This window comes from Salinimonas sediminis, assembly GCF_003429285.1.
Lineage (GTDB): Bacteria > Pseudomonadota > Gammaproteobacteria > Enterobacterales > Alteromonadaceae > Alteromonas > Alteromonas indica.
This window is the reverse complement of the sequence record NZ_CP031769.1, coordinates 3727284-3745195: the sequence shown is the minus strand read 5'-3', so window position 1 is coordinate 3745195 and position 17912 is coordinate 3727284. Positions and strand designations below refer to the sequence as shown.

Annotated in this window: 17 protein-coding genes and 1 tRNA gene; 7 read left to right on the top strand and 11 right to left on the bottom strand. The window is 46.8% G+C overall.

Translation table 11 applies throughout. The features are described 5' to 3' along the window. Positions 1–5: 5 nt before the first annotated feature. From D0Y50_RS16420 to D0Y50_RS16410, 3 genes are all read left to right on the top strand, one after another. Positions 6–695, top strand: coding sequence for a 3'-5' exonuclease (locus D0Y50_RS16420; RefSeq protein ID WP_108568363.1), 690 nt, complete (start codon positions 6–8; stop codon positions 693–695). An 84-nt stretch (positions 696–779) separates the two neighbouring features. Further along, a tRNA-Leu gene (locus D0Y50_RS16415) sits at positions 780–866 on the top strand. Positions 867–1268: 402 nt separating this feature from the next. After that, positions 1269–1994: a hypothetical protein gene (locus D0Y50_RS16410; protein ID WP_117318021.1), complete on the top strand. Its 726-nt coding sequence runs from the start codon at positions 1269–1271 to the stop codon at positions 1992–1994. 6 nt (positions 1995–2000) lie between these two features. Here the strand turns inward: D0Y50_RS16410 and D0Y50_RS16405 are convergent, their stop codons facing one another. From D0Y50_RS16405 to D0Y50_RS16395, 3 genes are all read right to left on the bottom strand, one after another. Next, positions 2001–2342: an Hpt domain-containing protein gene (locus D0Y50_RS16405; protein WP_170145537.1), complete on the bottom strand. Its 342-nt coding sequence runs from the start codon at positions 2340–2342 to the stop codon at positions 2001–2003. Between the two features lie 31 nt (positions 2343–2373). Then, the gene (locus D0Y50_RS16400; protein ID WP_117318017.1) at positions 2374–3300 is read right to left on the bottom strand and encodes a diguanylate cyclase; all 927 of its coding nucleotides are present in this window, start codon (positions 3298–3300) and stop codon (positions 2374–2376) included. A 248-nt stretch (positions 3301–3548) separates the two neighbouring features. Then, a complete protein-coding gene (locus tag D0Y50_RS16395; protein ID WP_117318015.1) occupies positions 3549–3971 on the bottom strand; it encodes an MAPEG family protein in 423 nt (140 codons plus the stop codon). A 251-nt stretch (positions 3972–4222) separates the two neighbouring features. On the opposite strand from D0Y50_RS16395, the gene D0Y50_RS16390 reads away from it, so the two are divergent. Next, positions 4223–4852, top strand: coding sequence for a LysE family translocator (locus D0Y50_RS16390; protein ID WP_108568368.1), 630 nt, complete (start codon positions 4223–4225; stop codon positions 4850–4852). Here the strand turns inward: D0Y50_RS16390 and D0Y50_RS16385 are convergent. Together D0Y50_RS16385 and D0Y50_RS16380 are read right to left on the bottom strand one after the other, a co-directional pair. Next, a complete protein-coding gene (locus tag D0Y50_RS16385; protein ID WP_117318013.1) occupies positions 4833–5612 on the bottom strand; it encodes a ParA family protein in 780 nt (259 codons plus the stop codon). The genes D0Y50_RS16390 and D0Y50_RS16385 overlap by 20 nt on opposite strands. Positions 5613–5791: 179 nt before the next feature. Then, on the bottom strand, positions 5792–6328 hold the full coding sequence (locus tag D0Y50_RS16380; RefSeq protein WP_108568370.1) for a fasciclin domain-containing protein: 537 nt from the start codon (positions 6326–6328) through the stop codon (positions 5792–5794). Between the two features lie 174 nt (positions 6329–6502). Here D0Y50_RS16380 and D0Y50_RS16375 point away from each other — a divergent pair, with 174 nt between their 5' ends. Then, a complete protein-coding gene (locus D0Y50_RS16375; protein WP_232366292.1) occupies positions 6503–7663 on the top strand; it encodes a tetratricopeptide repeat protein in 1161 nt (386 codons plus the stop codon). A 198-nt stretch (positions 7664–7861) separates the two neighbouring features. Here D0Y50_RS16375 and D0Y50_RS16370 read toward each other — a convergent pair whose 3' ends face one another. The 5 genes from D0Y50_RS16370 to D0Y50_RS16350 all read right to left on the bottom strand — a co-directional run bounded on the left by D0Y50_RS16370 (position 7862) and on the right by D0Y50_RS16350 (position 12579). Continuing rightward, on the bottom strand, positions 7862–8701 hold the full coding sequence (locus tag D0Y50_RS16370; protein WP_108568372.1) for an isopenicillin N synthase family dioxygenase: 840 nt from the start codon (positions 8699–8701) through the stop codon (positions 7862–7864). A gap of 173 nt (positions 8702–8874) precedes the next feature. Next, positions 8875–10086: a NupC/NupG family nucleoside CNT transporter gene (locus D0Y50_RS16365; RefSeq protein WP_108568373.1), complete on the bottom strand. Its 1212-nt coding sequence runs from the start codon at positions 10084–10086 to the stop codon at positions 8875–8877. Between the two features lie 18 nt (positions 10087–10104). Further along, positions 10105–10728: a uridine kinase gene (udk, locus tag D0Y50_RS16360; RefSeq protein ID WP_108568374.1), complete on the bottom strand. Its 624-nt coding sequence runs from the start codon at positions 10726–10728 to the stop codon at positions 10105–10107. Positions 10729–10910: 182 nt separating this feature from the next. Further along, complete coding sequence (locus D0Y50_RS16355; protein ID WP_117318010.1) at positions 10911–11876, bottom strand: hypothetical protein; 966 nt, start codon at positions 11874–11876, stop codon at positions 10911–10913. Further along, on the bottom strand, positions 11869–12579 hold the full coding sequence (locus tag D0Y50_RS16350) for a phosphate/phosphite/phosphonate ABC transporter substrate-binding protein (protein ID WP_232366291.1): 711 nt from the start codon (positions 12577–12579) through the stop codon (positions 11869–11871). The genes D0Y50_RS16355 and D0Y50_RS16350 overlap by 8 nt, the downstream gene beginning before the upstream one ends. A gap of 568 nt (positions 12580–13147) precedes the next feature. Between D0Y50_RS16350 and D0Y50_RS16345 the strand changes: the two genes are divergently transcribed. Further along, a complete protein-coding gene (locus D0Y50_RS16345) occupies positions 13148–16177 on the top strand; it encodes a TonB-dependent receptor (RefSeq protein WP_117318008.1) in 3030 nt (1009 codons plus the stop codon). 310 nt (positions 16178–16487) lie between these two features. Next, positions 16488–17174, top strand: coding sequence for a type 1 glutamine amidotransferase domain-containing protein (locus tag D0Y50_RS16340; RefSeq protein WP_108568378.1), 687 nt, complete (start codon positions 16488–16490; stop codon positions 17172–17174). A gap of 81 nt (positions 17175–17255) precedes the next feature. On the opposite strand, the gene argR is transcribed toward D0Y50_RS16340, so the two are convergent. Then, positions 17256–17720 carry a transcriptional regulator ArgR gene (gene argR, locus D0Y50_RS16335; protein WP_108568457.1) on the bottom strand — a complete coding sequence of 155 codons (465 nt, stop codon included), beginning with the start codon at positions 17718–17720 and terminating at the stop codon, positions 17256–17258. Positions 17721–17912 lie beyond the last annotated feature (192 nt).

The window sequence follows — 17912 nt, the reverse complement described above, 5'->3', positions numbered from 1 at the left end:
CATCAATGAACCAATGGGGCCATCTTTTACGCCAATGGCTTGGGCTATCCTCAGTGATACCCCAAGCCATGTTAACGTCACCATTGAGGCAAATAGATATGCTCGCTGTGGATGTTGAACTTACCAGCCTGACCTTGGCGACCGCCGGGGTCACATCGGTAGGCTGGATAGCGGGGAAGGGGGCTACTATAGCGCTGGACTCGGCTTTTTACGCGCCGGTGAGTGATGCGCAGGACCTGGCGCAAAGCCCGGTAATACATGGCCTTACTGCGCCGCAATTGCATACGGGCAAACCGCTTAAGCAGGTATATAGGCAATTGGTCCCTCTGCTTCGAAGCCATGTTGTGATATGCCATAACAGTGCGCTGGATGTAGGTATTCTGGCAAAGGTGGGAAGCAAGCTTGGCCTGGCGCCTTTGACTATTACCGCCATCGACACAATGTTGCTAGAAAAATACTTTCTTGAAAAGCACACCAGCGTGATACCTGCAAATGCGTTAACCCTGGCGCACTGCCGGCAGCGTTATCACCTTAGCCCGGCGCCCCAACACCACGCTCTGGATGATGCCCTGGCAACTTATCAATTATGGTTGGCCCAGGCTCATCAGCTAAATTGTACTAAAAAAACACAATTGGGCGATTTGCTGCACACAGGGGCAGTGGTGAGCAGAAAAATTGAAAATAAATCGCGTTAGGTGATTGACAAAGCGGCTATCCTTGCGTAAATTGCGCTCCCACAACGACACAGACAAACGCTTTATTTTGTTTGTATCTTGTAAGCCCAGGTGGTGAAATTGGTAGACACGCTAGCTTCAGGTGCTAGTGCTCGAAAGGGCGTGGCGGTTCAAGTCCGCCCCTGGGCACCATTTCTAAGTTCTTCAAAATTATTCCATATACGCTTAGTGTATAGACTATACATATCGGCGTTCATGCCATATTAAAACACCCTAAAACAGTATTTTCCCCATTGTAGTGTGATTAAATCACAGCAAATGCAACCCATACCAATATTGATCCTAAAAAGTCATGGTGCAGGTTTTGCTGTCCATGAGTAGTTAAGTATTCTTTTCTTCAAATGTTCTTTGCAGCTATCGCGACTTTACCTGGCTAAAGCAGTGGAGTGCGTACGCTCCTTATCATTGTTGGCTGTGTATTGGGGTTGTATTGAATAAGATACCTGACCTTCCTACCGTATACGCTTGTTTAATGTTCAAAGGTACCAAAAGCCGGGTTGGCGGATATAGTTAAGCTGACAGCTTTGGGGAACTATGATGAACATCAACACCACACTTAACAATCAGGATTACATAAAAGCCTATACGTCACTGTTTCGCTTTTTATATAACCAGCCTCTTATCAGTACGTTATTGATGAGTTTAACCGTAATGGTCAGCTGCATCCCAGCTTCACTTTTTCCGTTAAAAATGGCGGCGTTGGTCGCTTTAATGGGCCTTGGTGTAACGGTGGTTACCACGCAATATCGGCATGGTTCGTTGCATAATGTATTGACAGAGTTTAAGTTTCATCAACCGCTGTTACTAAGCGTGGTGGCGGCGGTAAGTGTGCTTAGCTGGGGAGGCTATATAGTCGCGGGAATGCTTCACGCCGCTGCTGGTGCACCAATCACCCTGACCCAAGCAGCCCCATCAAGCTTGGATGGTACTGTCATCGCTGGGGTGGTTATTTTAGCGGCTATTGTCTGCGTGATGCAGATTCTGCCCGTGGTACTAAGCTATTTTTGTAATAGTCTGGGGCTAACCCAGCGGCAGGGGGAAACTATCTGGTATAAATTATTTTGCCAACCCAAAGCGTTTCTGGCTTTTTTACCCATAGCACTACTGGCGCCCCTGGCAATGGTCAGTGCAATAGACTTAAGCGCATTATTTGTCACACTGGCGGCGCTATATTCCACCTTTGTGTTTTTTATTGTGTTTGATATTACCCCGGCCCAGCCCCGTAAGGTGGTTACCCTACAAATGCAGACCCAATCTTAGCGCTGATTAAGCATTGTGTTTTGCTTCGTTCACAAACAGTTGGTAGTTGTAGGCAACCGTATTGTAAAGATCGGCAGCGCGGGCGGGTTCGCTGATTAAGCAAGCTTCCAGACGACCCAGGCTGGCATGTAAGCGCATAGCGCCTACTTCGCCAGCACTGCCTTTAAGCATATGCGTGGTCGCTTTGGCCTGGCTTATCCGGCCCTGATTGATATCGGCGCGTATTTCCATCAGGCGGGGTTCGGCCTGATCCAAAAACATCAGCAAAACCCGCTGTAACAACGCTTCTTTGTTCATTAAACGCTGCAAGGCACCACTTTGATCCCAAATGGGCAATAATTCAGACATAATATTTTCAACCAGAAAAACAAATAGGGGGTTAGTCGGCCTGCGCCAGTTGGTTTCGGCCGCTTGCTTTAGCCTGATACAGACATTTGTCAGCCTGCAGAAGCACATCTTCAATAGTAGCGCTTTGGGCCGGATGATAGATGCTAAGCCCAATACTGACGGTAACATGACCAAATTCAGAACGTTGATGGGCAATGTTTAACCCGCTGACTGTCTCCAGCATGCGGTGGCAAACGACTTCAGCGCCTTCAGTTTCGGTGCGCGGAAGCAGTACTAAAAATTCCTCTCCGCCAACCCGAATCAGATGATCCATAGGCCGCATTAGGTTTTGCCGCACGGCCGTAGCCAGTTTCCATAAGCAACTGTCTCCGGCCATATGACCATACTGATCATTATATTGTTTGAAGTAATCAATATCAAAAATAGCCACCGCCAAAGGTTGGTTTTCGCGCTGGGCTTCTTTCACGATGCTGGGCAGGCGTTCGTCCATATAATGGCGATTAAACGCCCCGGTAAGGCGGTCTGTATAAATCAGGGTTTCCAGCAAGTCGGTTTTTAGCTTATGAGATAGCTGAAATTTAACCCGATTACGGAATGTAGTAGCGTGGATTGGCTTAGTGACAAAGTCTACGCCTCCCGCCTGCCAGCATTTTTCCTGTTCCTCATCGCTATCAGAGGCCGTTACGAACATCACGGGAAGCTGGGCGGTTTCGGGACTTTTTCGTAACAACTGACATAATTCGTGGCCGGACATGCCTGGCATATTCACATCGGTAATGATTAAATCCGGCAGTTGTTTCTCGCAAGCTGCCAGAGCATCACTGGCGCTATTAACCGTTTCGCACTGCGCAAGGTCTTCCAGCAGGGTGGCCATTATAAGTAGGCTGGTTTCCTGATCGTCCACAATCAATACCCGGCAATCTTCTATTGAGCGTGCCGCATTTTGTTCAAAAATCACGAAGACTCCTATACAGCGCTTTTTTATGGCAAATGGAAACGTTACACCCTGCTATTTACTAATGACTCGGCACAGCTTAAAAGCGGTAAATGTACGCATGTTTCAATTAAATGTATACGTTTTTGAATTCCTTGCAACTTTGCGTTGTCGCTAGGCTGCCTCTGCTGTGCCCGGATAGCAGCCCCTGTTTTTGATTACGCCAGGCTAATCCTTTTTTATGACTACTGCTCAGCTTATCGTGATGTTGCTCAACCTACAATCAAACGCATGCCTATTAGTACAAATAAAGCAGCATTGATAACCCACCCAGCTAAAAAGAAATAGCTTCTGGGACTGGGATTTTTTGCTGTAGCAATTGAGTAGTACAAAATCATATGGCCCACCCGCGCCAGCGCATATGCCCATACCATGGCCCCTAAAATAGCCGGGTCAGCACCTATTACCATCCCCAGCACCGCCGGTATAACAAAAATCGCCAGGTTCTCTAGTGAGTTGTGAAAGGTACGGTGAGTACGAAAAACCAATGATTCATGGCCCAGATCGTCGCTTACCTTACCTGGCGCGGCGGAATCGTGTTTCGCGTGAACGCCCGCAGCGATGGTATTTTGTACAAAGACCAATAACAAAATGAACCACAGCCCCAGCAGGGTCCACCAGTACGTGTGTGACATAACAAAACCTTTATAAACGTAAACGGCTAAGCTTATGTACGCCAACTTCACCAAAGCGGGTTGCTTTTACGCAAGGTTGCCATTGGCAGAAAATCGCGATCTGGGCCGGCACACTCCACCCATGAGGCTGTCAGCACGATAACCGGGGATGTTGTATCATGGCCTGCTGAGCATTATCCTGCAACGTAGGGATAAAAAGTTGAGTATTTTATCAGGGCCTGTGGGGCCCGGCATTTTTATATAGGGGTGCTATGCCTGACGTTTCTTTACTGGCCGCCTTTTGCGTGGCCACGCTAACACTAACCTTGTCGCCGGGCCCGTCCAATCTGTACATTATGGCATGTACGCTGAATCGCGGGGCGCGCGCCGGCATTGCCGCAGCAAGTGGTATGGCTATTGGTAGTGTGATTTATGTACTGTTGACCTGTGCCGGGCTTGCCACTGTGATGGTGTATAGCGAATGGCTATTTACGCTGGTTAAGTTGACTGGCGCTGCTTATCTGATTTTCCTTGGTTTGAAGACCTTAAACCAGAGCCGCGCGCCAGCCCTGCGCTGTAATGAGGAACAAGTGCGCACAAATGTATTACGGCAAAGTTTGTTCGTAGAGCTGACCAACCCTAAAACAGCGCTGTTCTTTTTAGCCTTTTTGCCCCAGTTTGTTACCCCCCATGGCGCCAGTGTTAGTGTGCAATTACTTACACTAGGCATTATCTATACGCTACTTGCGTTTGCATCAGATATGCTGGTTGTAGGCTTATGCCGTCAACTCAGTGCGCAGCTTAACCGTTCGGCGCATTTTGCTGTTTGGCAAGATCGTATCGCAGGTATGGTGCTGCTTGGATTGGGGGCAGCGATTATTGTTATGGATGTGGCGGGGTAGCCTGCAAAGTGTGATACAACGCCAGTAACTGCTTTGAAACTTTGTGTCCGGGTGCCATTGCTACCATGGGTATACGCGCGCTATGCGACTCCTTCACTTTTACTGAGCTACCAATATAAGGTGCCAGCACCGGTAAATCTTTATCCTTGAGCATTTGTATAAGCGTTTTGGGCAATTTGGCCTGGGGGTTAAACTGATTGACTATCACGCCTTCAAAAACCAGCTCGGCATTATGGTCCTGTTTTAGCTCCAGTACATTGCTTAACAAGCGGTCGATGGCCATAGCGGAAAAATCATCACAATCAAATGGCACTAAAAAGCGGTCTGCTGCGATCAATGCCGCTTTTGAATAGAAGTTGAAATTGGGTGGCGTATCAATATAAATGCTGTGATATTGGGTGGAAAGCGTAGTAAGCGCATCTTTGAGTTTGAACATTTTGTAGCGGGATTCTAGCTCATGTTCAATTTGGGCGAGGGAAGGGTGGGCCGGAAGTACATCGAGATGCTCCACCACGGTTGGGTGAACAAAAGCATGGGCTGGTTTTGGCGAAGAAAACCAGCCGGCGACTTGTTTAAACATATCCGCCACCGTATTTCCATAAAGCTGGCCGTCAACCCCCACATACCGGGTGCTATTGCCCTGTGAATCAAGATCTACCAGCAGCGTCCGGTGTCCGCACAGTGCATTTTGCGCAGCCAGGTTTACACTCAGCGTAGATTTGCCTACGCCTCCTTTCTGATTGAAAATAACCCTTTTCATGTTTTTCCCTTTACCAGCATATAAGGCAGCGCAAGTGATTAAAATATCATCAGGTTTGATTTGGTTTGTAAAGGGAAACTTAGCTATTATTGATAGTCGGCGAAGGGTGCTTGCGGGAAAAGGGACAAAAAAAGCTGCATCGTGCAGCTTTTTTCCTTCGTGTATTTTCTTATGCAGGTTTAGGGCATCAGGACTTTGTCGATCGCATGAATGATACCGTTGTTGGTCATGATATTTTCTTCATCAACCATAGCATCCTGGACTAATAATTTGCCGCCTTTGGTGCGTAAATCAAGGTCAGTACCTTCAATCGATTCTGCCTGACGCATACTGGCCGCTTGCTCAGCATTAACAATGCCTTCTACCACGTGAAAAGACAGAATACGGACTAGCTTTTCTTTGTTTTCAGGTTTTAACAGGCTTTCCAATTTGTCAGCCGGAATTTGTTCGAATGCTTCATTAGTCGGGGCGAATACGGTGATCTCCCCTGTAGCACGTAAAATATCTGAAATACCCGCAGCTTCAATGGCGCTCACTAATGTAGAGAAACGCTTATCATGCTGCAATGTAGTCATAATATCCTCTTCGCTAGGATCCTTTTCATCATCGGCATGATGCGTGGCGAACGCTGAGACGCTAAACAGTAGTGTGCCGAGCATAAAGAAGAACGCCAAAGGGGCCGATACCTGTCGCTTAGCTGGGTTATTTCTGTGCATAGTTTTCTCCAGAGTAGATTATCAAAAGGCAATTAATTCGCTGCTACCTTATTGTTACGTACCACAGGCATTATGGATTGATGAACAATCTGCAATAGAAAAAGGCGAAATAGCGAACACGCTGTGTTAATATTATGTTAATTGTTGACGCTGGCTCACCTTTAGGAGGTGAATATGCGAACTGTAGCAATCGTGCTTTTCATTATTTTTGTTATTAGCACAGCAGGATGCGCGACACACAAGGACCCTGACCCCGTGGCCCCCGCCTTATTGCGGGATGACATTTTTCCAAGCTACACGCTGTTTCCGGTTGAAACAAACCGCGAAATTTTTGCTTTGGGGGAAGATGCCATTAAATTTGTAAATCAAACGCAGGCTATTAACCACACCCCTAAACAAAATATCAGTCAACTGGCGCGCCAGATATTTGATCATGCAGAATTAGGACTGTTGTATCGAAGTAATGCTAATTCCGTTGCCGCCGAAACCTTTGCTAACCGGGCCGCAAATTGCCTTTCTTTATCTATCCTCACCTATTCTATGGCACGGGCAGCCGGGTTTACACCGCAGTTCTATCAGGTAGACATCCCCGAGTACTGGACGCGTAGAGAAGGTTATAACCTGCTCAATGGGCATATAAACCTGCGTATTGCGCCCACACAAAACAGCCAGCAGATCACCTTGCGAGATGTATTTGTAGATGTGGATTTCGACCCTCAGGCTATTCGTAGCCATTTTAAACGGGTAGCGATAGACAAAGAGCGGGTAGTGGCCATGTTCTACAACAATAAAGGTGCAGATGCTTTGTTGGCTGACCGTTACACCCGCGCTTATGCTTACTTCAGGGCCGCGGCAAAAACTGACCCGACGCTGGGCCAGGCCTGGGTAAACCTGGGCGTGTTGTATCGCAAACAGGGGGAATACGCAGCAGCCCAACAAAGTTACCAAAAGGCCATAGCCATGGATGAAGAGAATCTTACCGCATGGGAAAACCTGGCAGTATTATATCGCCTTAGCGATAGACAGAACCGGGCAGATGACATCCAGGCAAGGCTGAGAGCCAAACGCCAAGCTAACCCGTTTTATCATTTTATTTTAGGTGAAGAAGCGTTGGATAATGGGCGTACTAAACAGGCGTTGAGTCACTATCGACAGGCTCTTAAACTGGATCGCCGCCATCACGAGGTGCTATTCGGTTTGGGTAAAGCGTATTACGCATTAGGTGATATAAGCCGGGCTGAAGCATATTTAACGCGGGCCGCGGCAATGGCTGACTCTGCGCAGGATAAACACCGTTACAACAGTAAGCTTTCGGCGCTACAAACCGCCAATTAGTAAGTAAGCCTGGCAAACTACGTAGCGCTATAACCTGGCCGGCCAATACCCTTAATTCGCGCATCTGGGCCAGCAGCAACATTACGCTGGTGCCAGACCGGCTCAAGGTATCGGCAGTTCACCACCTACAAAAATGGCCCGTGGGCAGTCTTACCTACGGGCCATTCGGGTTAGATTAACCGCGATAGCAGGAAGTGCTTAAATCACCCCTAACTCTTTGAGTCTTTCCTGTAAATAGGAGCCCGCCGTATGGCGGTCAGATAACACAACATCAGGACGCGGGTGCAAAAACAGCGGTAACGATATACGCGACTTTGTCATGTCAGCGTTATCAGGGTTAACCACGCGGTGAGTAGTAGAAGGAAAATACTGGCCTGAAGCCTCTTGCAACATATCGCCAATATTCACTATCAGGTTACCAAAGTCACATGGCACATCTAGCCAATTACCATCGGTGGCCTGTACCTGCAAACCAGGTTCGTTCGCCGCCGGCAAAATCGTAATAAGGTTAATATCTTCATGTGCAGCAGCGCGGATGGCGTCAGGCTCTTCTTCACCATTAAGCGGTGGGTAGTGCAATATACGCAGCAGGGTCTGATCGCTGTTTTCAATCATCTGTGATAAAGGTTCGCGATACTCCCTTGCCACGTCTTCAGGTGAGCAGCTTTCAATCCAACTAAGCAGTTCGCGGGCCAGGGCATTGGCCTCTTTGTAATATTGTTCGAGCTGGGCGCGCAGCGCGGGCGGGCATTGCCCCCAAGGGTAAAAATGAAAATATTCTTTGATATCTTTTTTAGTAAACCCTTTGGCTGTTTCAGATACGCTTTGTGGAAAGAAACCATCCTGGGTTCCTTTGTTATACACGTATTTGTGCTTTTCTTCGCTATCAAAGAAGGCCTGCCAGGTAGTGTAAATATCCGTTACCATCGACTGTTGAATAGGATGGTTTTTCAGTACGCCAAAACCTGTTTTGCGCAATGATTCAACAAATTCTTGCTTGGCCGTAGGAGACTGATAATCGACAGCAACTAATTGCATAATGATGTCCTGTATAACAAGACAGATGCTGCTTGAGTGCATCTGTGTTTTAAAAACGACAACGGCCATGTTATGAAACCTGGCCGTCCAATGGCAGTAATGTATAAAAACCAGACTAGTTAGTCCACTTTTTATGAGCGTATCCTATTAGTAAGGATAGCCTGTTGACCAGTTTAGCCAAGCGATAAATAAAACCCTGCCAACGCTGCACTCATCAAATTCGACAGCGTCGCGGCAATTACTGCTTTTAAGCCTAAAGTGGCGATCTCTTTACGCCGGGTAGGGGCCATGGCGCCAATACCACCCATTAAAATGGCGATAGAAGATAAGTTGGCAAAGCCGCACAAGGAAAAGGTAACAATAGCCTGTGATATGGGCGATAACTGCGATTGCTGGGCAACAAAATCCAGGTAGGCTACAAATTCGTTCACCACTACCTTTTGTCCAATAAAGCTTCCTACCAGCTGAGCTTCATCCCATGGCACGCCAATAACCCAGGCTAGCGGCTGTAATAAGAAGCCAAGAATGCTTTGAAAGGAAACCGCCTCATAGCCTAGCAGGCCGCCAGCCCAACCGATAATGCCGTTTAGCATAGCAATAAGGGCAACAAAGGCCAGCAGCATCGCACCAACATTTAATGCCAGTTGAAGGCCCGACGCTGCGCCGCTGGCAGCAGCATCAAATACATTGGCATAGTTGGTATCTTCGGACTGTATTTCCGTCAAATCTTCTTTTGGCTTTTCAGTTTCAGGCAACATAAGCTTTGCCATCAGTAAACCGCCGGGCGCCGCCATGAAGCTTGCTGCAAGTAAGTACTTCAGCTCCACGCCCATATTGGCATAACCGGCCATTACTGAACCGGCAATAGAGGCCAGACCGCCCACCATCACCGCAAACAGCTCGGATTTTGTCATGTGTGGAATAAAGGGGCGTACCACAAGCGGTGCTTCAGTTTGGCCTACGAATATATTGGCTGCCGCCGACATAGACTCGGGCCGACTGGTGTTAAGCAATTTCTGCAATGCGCCCCCGATTAATCGGATGACCCATTTCATTACGCCCAGATAGTACAGCACCGCGATAAGCGATGAGAAAAATACAATCACCGGCAATACGTTAAAGGCAAAAATAAACCCCAAACTTTTATTGCCCAGGGGGCCAAAAATAAAATCAATACCTTGCTGGCTGTAGCCAATAATACTGCGGACAAACTCTGTTGCTGCCTGAAGAAATTTAATCCCCGGTTCGAAATACAGGATAAAGGCGCCAATAATGGCCTGAACGGCAAACGCGCCACCCACCGTCCGCCAGCTAATGCTGCGTTTGGCCGATGACAATAAAAACGCAATGCCGAGCAAGAACGCAATGCCCAGTAAACTAACCATAGGGTGATTCCTTTTTTATTATTGTATAGCCTGCTGGATGTGCGATTTAATAACATCCAGGGCGATTTGATTTTTGCCACCCTGCGTAACCACAACATCAGCGGTAAAGCGACTAGGCTCTATAAACTGATGATACATAGGTTTTACGGTTGATTCATATTGTTTTGCTACTGACTCCAGGGTACGGCCGCGCTCTTTAACATCTCGCATCATGCGGCGCATCAAACAGATGTCCAGCGGCGTATCAATGAATATTTTCACATCGTAAAGTGGCAGCAGTTCCGGCCGCGCCAGTAGCATGATGCCTTCAAGAATAATGACCGGAGCAGGGTTGAGTCGTTCTGTGTCAGGCAGGCGTGTGTGGGTTTTAAAACAATAATGCGGGTAGTCAATGGGCTCCCCGTGACGCAATGCCTGCAAGTGCGCTTTTAGCAGTTCATGCTCAAACGCATTTGGGTGGTCATAATTGTTTTTTTCACGAGACTCCATTGGCAGGTGGTCCTGGGCGCGATAATAATGATCTTCACGCAGGATTTGCACCGGCTGCCCCTGAACGGCAAACGCGTTTAACAAATTTTTGGTAAAAAGTGACTTGCCAGAGCCTGAGGCTCCGGAGATAGCTATAATTAATGGAGATTGCATATCGATTTGGGGCTGATTTTCCTCGTGCAAAGATACGCAATTGAACCCAATGAATCAATATTAAGTTTATATTTATCTATAATCAGGCCGCCGTGCACAGGGCCATCAGGACAGAATGTTTGGTCAACCCAAGGCGTGTATTGAGCTCGTCATTAGCGCCCCGTTACCTGTTACAACGGCAGTTAGTTTCCAATAATTTCAACATCTTGCTCGGTTAAGTTGGTAAGGGCAAAAGAATGCTGTTTAGACCGGGAGCCTTCGCCTTGGGCACGGGGCGGATAATATTTTTCCTTGGCCTCACTGTACTGACTGAACACTTCCTCCAGCACTGAGCGAATTTCGCTCAATGTTTTATCCAGATTCGCATTAAAATCAGGGCGCTTGCGTTTACTATGGCCCAATTCTATCAGCCGGCTGAATACACTATTAGCGGCGTTAATCAGCTCCGGGGGGACGTCTTTATGGTGTAATAGCTGGCTATCGGGATGATCAATACAATAGCGGACTAATGCTACATAAAAACAAAACGGCTTATTTTGCACTAGTGGATGGGTATCATCCACGCCGTTACCAATAGTTTTATTATGCAAATCTATAACCAGCCGGGGCTGCGGCTCTGCTTCATCGGCGCCGCTAATAAGCTGATGCCTGGCCTTTTGCGTCTGACGCAATCTGACTAGCATCGGGGCGATAATCAGGGCGCCAAGAATACTCGCGAAGCTGAATTTTGCGACCTGCCACCAGGGGGCAATAGCCAGCGAAACCTCTAATACCTGTTCAGCGCTTTGCATCTTCACTGTAGTGCGGGCGGTTAAGGTCTCTGGTAAGGCAAGACTCCCGCCGACATTCTGTAACGCTGCTAATCGAATAGGGTAGCCCATCGTTTGCAGTTGTTGATTCAGTTTATCAATATAGCGGGCCACAGCAGAGTGATTAACCGGCGTATTTAACGTTTGATTGCCTATGTCCAGGTACGCGCAGTCCAGGCTTACCCGGCGTTCGACATGATCTCGCGCTTGATGATAGGTAAATTGATATGCCAATAATTGCCCTGCGGTAATCACTAACTGAAACAACAGGCACAAACCAATCGCCACGCCTGCCCCTTTGAGCCATGGCTTGAGCAGGGTTAATGTATGGTCAGTCATGGGGGGCACACTCATCAAGCAAATTAACCCGCTGGTAATACGTTTTAGCACTTTTTTCAGTCACGGTTTTCACCACGTTTTGTAAAGCACAGCGCAAATCAGTATTGCGGGTTTGCATCTTCAAATACCAGCGCATTCCGCTGACATTTTCTTCCAGGGCAGTAATGTAGTTTTTCGATAAGGTCTGTTCGTCAGACTGACCCCAATAAGATGAAATCAAATCAACTTCGCCGGCCATTAATGCCCTGCGTAACTCTTTATGAGAGCTGTAAAACTGCAAGCTCATATTCCCTTCATTCAGTCCCAGCGACTGTAATATAGTTTTCGGCACGATATGGCCCGAGCGGCTACTCGGGTAGTCCAGGATCCCGATACGTTTACCTAACAGGTACTCTTTGGATAACTCGGGTTTTTCGCGTAAGGCGATGAAGTAGGCGCTGTAATTGTCGTGCGCGGCGATTTCTTCATAGCCATAAATAACATTAGCCCCAAACGCCTTTACAACATTGCTCTTCACCAAAGCTAAATCACTCACGCCGTGGTTAATATAACGAAAGGTATCGTAATCATTTTGGCCGATAATAAGATGCACATCGCCAAACTGTTTGTTAACAATGCGATTAGCGCAAAGCGCAGACAATAGAGTGTTCGCCATCGCGGTTTCTGTCAGGTAGACATTAAGCACATCTCGATTAGTCGACAACGGGCTTGCACAGGTCAAGTATTGACCAATCTGAGGGGGGACAGCAGGCAGGACAGAATATTTTTGAAAAAATCCCAACAGAAAGCACAGCGCAATGGCTATCGTAACTATTAGTGTTTTTCCGTAAGTAAGCATAGACTCTGATTGAAAATTGAGAGAAGGTCATAGCCTTATTTGTAGCGCCGATTTCACCAGTTAACCTTATTTAATGCAACAGGTAATCTTACTTGAATAGGGTAACTATTTGTTTAATAATAATATTTCATTATTTATTCTGAATCACGTTAAACGCTGTTTATTCATGCGCATTGTGTAAAGAATAAACCGCGCTGAAAACAGTGCGGCGCTGACAGGGCAGTTGGGTAAATTTTCCTGTTTCAGCTTCTGGTGACAATTAAAAAAATAACCATTTCAGAAGTTTGTATGACAACAATAATAAAAAACTGTCATCTTAATGAAACATAATTTTCTAACAATCTGCCGCAACAACTTTCAGCAAGAAAGTATAAGAAGAAAAGTTTTAGCTTAAAGATACCTCCATATTACGAATAAAAAGGGAAACACACACATGATCTCTAAATCTAAGTTCAGCCGCGTCGCGGTTGCAGTTGCGCTGTCGGTAGGGATGTCATCGACCGCACTGGCTCAGGTAACCTCTTCTGACTTAAATGGTCAGATTTTCGGCCCTAAAGGTAATCCGGCGCCTGGCACGGTGATTAAGGTAACGCACGTACCCACAGGTGCAGTAAAAACAGTTACCGTAAACAGTGCGGGTTCTTTCAGCATGCGCGGCCTGCGCGTGGGCGGTCCCTACACCGTTGAAATCGACTCTGATGAGTATGCTGACCAAACGATCAACGATGTTTACCTGCAACTGGGTGAAGCCTCTTCTATACAACGTATGCTTGAACCACAGGGCGGCGTTGAAAATATCGTAGTAACAGCTTCTCAGGTTAGCAGCCTCTCGTTTGGCCAGGTGGGTCCATCGGCTAGCTTCGATTTGGAAACCCTGCAAGAAGCGCCTGCAATTAACCGTGATATTACTGATATCGTTCGTATGGACCCGCGCATCTATGTTGATGAAGGTGGCAGCAACGGTATTCAGTGTGTGGGCAAAAGCCCGCGTTTCAACAGCCTGACTGTAGATGGCGTTCGTATGAACGACCTGTTTGGTCTGAATTCCAACGGTTACCCAACAGAAAGAATGCCGTTTTCCTTTGATGCTATTGAAGGGGTTTCGGTAGAAATCGCGCCTTTCGATGTAATCTATGGTGGTTTCTCTGCGTGTAATATCAGTGCAGTAAGTAAAACTGGTACAAATGAAGTTCATGGTACTGCGTTCTACGACTTCGGTAGCGATAGCCTGAAAGGTGATTCACTGGAAGGTGAAGACATTACATTGGGTTCGTATACAGAACGTCGCTATGGCTTCTCAGTAGGCGCGCCAATTATCAAAGATAAACTGTTTATTTTTGCGGCCTATGAAAAACTTGAAGGCGCCAATACCTTTGACCGTGGTGCTATTGGTTCAGGTGCGATAAACGAAGTGGCCATCACTTCTGAAGAAATTGCTCAGATAGCAGCAATTTCACAAAATGTTTATGGCTTCGATGCCGGCTCAGTTCCTGCCAGCTTACCAAACGAAGACGAAAAGTTGTTGGTAAAACTAGACTGGAATATTAACGACTCTCACCGTTTCGCTTTTACCTATAACTATAACGATGGTAACAATTTTGCGGAATCAGATGGCGACTCTGATGAGTTTGAGTTCTCCAGCCATTTATATGAGCGCGGCGCAGAGCTAAACTCGTACACTGGTGCACTGTATTCAGACTGGACAGACAACTTCTCTACTGAAATCCGTATTTCTCGCACAGAGTTGGATAACCGTCAAAATTCACTTTATAGCGACGGCACTATCGGCGGCAATGACTTTGGTGAAATCAAGATCACCCTTGATAACGAGTTAATTGGTGACGATAGCGACGACTTAACCGTTTACCTGGGTTCAGATGATAGCCGTCAAGCTAACGACCTGGATTGGGAAAGCACCAGCATCTTGCTACGTGGTCACTACTACTTCGATAACGGCCATACTGTGACTTTCGGTTATGAAAGCGATGACCTGGATATTTTCAACCAGTTCGTACAGCATTCAGAAACCAGTTTGTCATTTAGCAGCATTGCCGACTTCGAAACCGGTACGAACGCATACGCAGAGTATGGTTATGCTTACTCCGGCGATCTAAACGACCGCGCTGCAAGCTGGGGTTATACCGCGCACTCAACGTATGCACAGGATGAGTTCTACCTGACTGACGATTTGAAAATTGTGGCTGGCCTTCGCTACGACTGGTACACCACCTCAGACCGTCCGGTAGAAAATACTGAATTCACTGCTCAAAATGGTTATAGCAATACAGCAAACCTGGATGGCATCAGCTTATTACAGCCGCGCGTTGGTTTTAACTACACAGTAAGTGATAGTACCGAAGTTCGTGGTGGCCTGGGGCTGTTCTCAGGCGGTAACCCGAACGTTTGGATGACAAATAATTATCAAAATACAAACGTTACCGGTGGTGAAGTAAAAGGTCTGCTACCTAGCTTATTTGATGGCAGCATTACCTGGGTTAATACCGAAGAGGGTGTTACTGCAGGGCCGGGTTATTCTGTACCCGCTTCATTCGATGAGCTAATGGATGCAGGTGAGGGCGGTAACTACGAAAGTAATAACCTGGACCCTGACTTTGAGATGCCAAGCGAGTGGAAAATTTCAGCCGGACTGACCCACATTACCAACGAAGATTACGTTTTCAATCTTGACCTGTTGGTTAGTGTGACGCAAGACCAGGCGATGATTAAATACCTTGGTATAGAAGAAGTTGGCGTGACTGATGAAGGCTATATTGAATATGATAGAAATGGTTATGGCTCTCTTGAATTAACGAACTCTAGTGAAGACTCAACGTCGTATTCATTAACCGGTACGATGAACAAAAGCTGGGACAACGGTATTACGTTAACGGGTGGTTACTCTTACAGCCACGCTGAAGATTTACAGCCTATGACCAGTTCAGTAGCGTTCTCTAACTACCAGTACCGTGCCTTTACCAATCCGAATGAAGAAGTTTCTTCATTATCAGACTGGAACATCGAGCACCGTTTAACCGCCGATATCCGCTACGATGTTGAGTGGATTGCCGGTTATGCCACCTCGTTCTCAGCTTTTGCAGTAGCACAGTCTGGCCGTCCGTACAGCTTTACCTACTCCACAGGCGATAGCCGTGCAAGATTTGGTACGCCGTTCTTAGACAGCAACAACGTGTTGCCAATAGGCGCTGAGCGTAACGAAGAAGAAAGCAGCTGGTGGACAAAAGTAGATTTAGCCGTAAGACAGGAAATCCCTGCCTTCATGGAAGAACACACCGCGCAGGTTACACTAGTGGTTGATAACTTTACCAACCTGGTAAATGACGACTGGGGTATTCTGGAAGAAGTTTCTTTCAACACATCTACCTTGGGAACAGCTAACCCTGAAAGTCGCCAAGGTGATGCGTCATTATGGGAAATTCGGGTAGGTGTTAACTACAGATTCTAAACACAACTGATTCTAAAAATAACATGCAGTGATGCATAACAATCACGTAAAGTGAAGGTACTTGCCGGTGGTGTAACAGCTACCGGCTTTTTTATGTCTAAATATACGCCGCTGGTTACCGCAACGGTGTTTTACCCAACACATAGAGTACAGGTTAGGTCCGACACTAATACTTGCGCCTTGTCGCTTACCGGCTGCTTATCTATATCTGTTGTTAATTCAGCTTATTACCCTGCCTTACAGACTTGAATATAAACTTATTCGCCGCACTGCCTGTACATAAGACTTTGATACAATCAGGAGAGGCAATATGAGTAAACGTCTGCTAATGGTAATGACATCGCACGACATCATGGGTGATTCAGGCAAGAAAACCGGCATTTGGCTGGAAGAGTTCGCATCCCCCTATTATGCCTTTGTTGACGAAGGCTACACAATTACGCTGGCTTCTACACTGGGCGGGCAGGTTCCGATAGACCCAATGAGTTTAGAAAAAGATGCGCTTACTGATGATACTGAGCGTTTTAGCAACGATGATCTGGCATCGTCGGCATTAGCGTCTACCATCGCTTTGGAAGATGTTAAAGCTGATGAATTCGATGCTGTATTCTATCCAGGCGGTCATGGTCCATTGTGGGACTTGTCCGATAATGTGCATTCGCAAACCCTGATTGAAGATATGCTAAATACCGGCAAGCCGGTGGCTGCGGTATGTCATGCGCCAATCGTATTAAAAAATGTCAAAGATAGTTCGGGCGAGCCCTACATCAAAGGTCGCGCGGTGACAGGTTTTACTAATACTGAAGAAGATGCAGTGGGGCTTACCGATGTAGTGCCTTATCTGGTGGAAGACGAATTAGTTAAAGCGGGTGGCGAGTATTCGAAAAAAGGTGATTTTGAATCTTATGTGGTAGAAGCCGGAAGACTAATTACCGGCCAGAATCCGCCTTCTTCACGGCCTGCAGCAGAAGCCTTAATTAAGCAATTAGCTAAATAGCGCTTAATAAGCGTATCTTCTGGATGCCAAACGTAATATAAGCCCGGTATAGCCGGGCTTTTTTACTATTCGCGTCCGGTACTATACATTTTCGAACAGATCTTCCACGCGCTGTCGTAAATCTTCAATTTGGGTTACATCTGCTGGCGCTATGAAAATCGTATCGTCACCAGCAATGGTGCCTAATACGCCATCTTTTGAACTGAGCGAATCGAGCAAGCGGGCAATTAGCTGCGCGGCGCCCGGGCTGGTACGGATAATGACCATCACATTGTTATGAACAATGTCGAGTACCAGCTGCTTTAACGGGCTTTTAGCCGTAGGCATACCCAGTTCCGGGGGTAAACAATACACCATATCGCCGCGGGCATTACGGGTTCTTACTGCTCCGAATTTACTTAGCATACGGGATATTTTTGATTGACTGATATTGTCAAAGCCCTGGGTTTTCAGGGCCTCTACGATGTCGCCCTGAGAGCCGTAGCTTTCGGCTTTTAAAATTTCTTTAAACGCTTTGATTAATTGTTCTTGTTTTAGATTTGCCATAGCGCCTGCCATTATTGGTATTAAACTCACAAAGGGTTATTATTGTGCCGTAGAGGCCACAGCGATGCAATTTAATTGCATAATCATGCAGCCAAATGCATAAATGATGAGATAGTCAGCGGTTGTGCAGTAAGACTAACCGGTGATTGTTTTTTCCAAAGCGTTACTATAGGGTGACGTACCGTTATACAA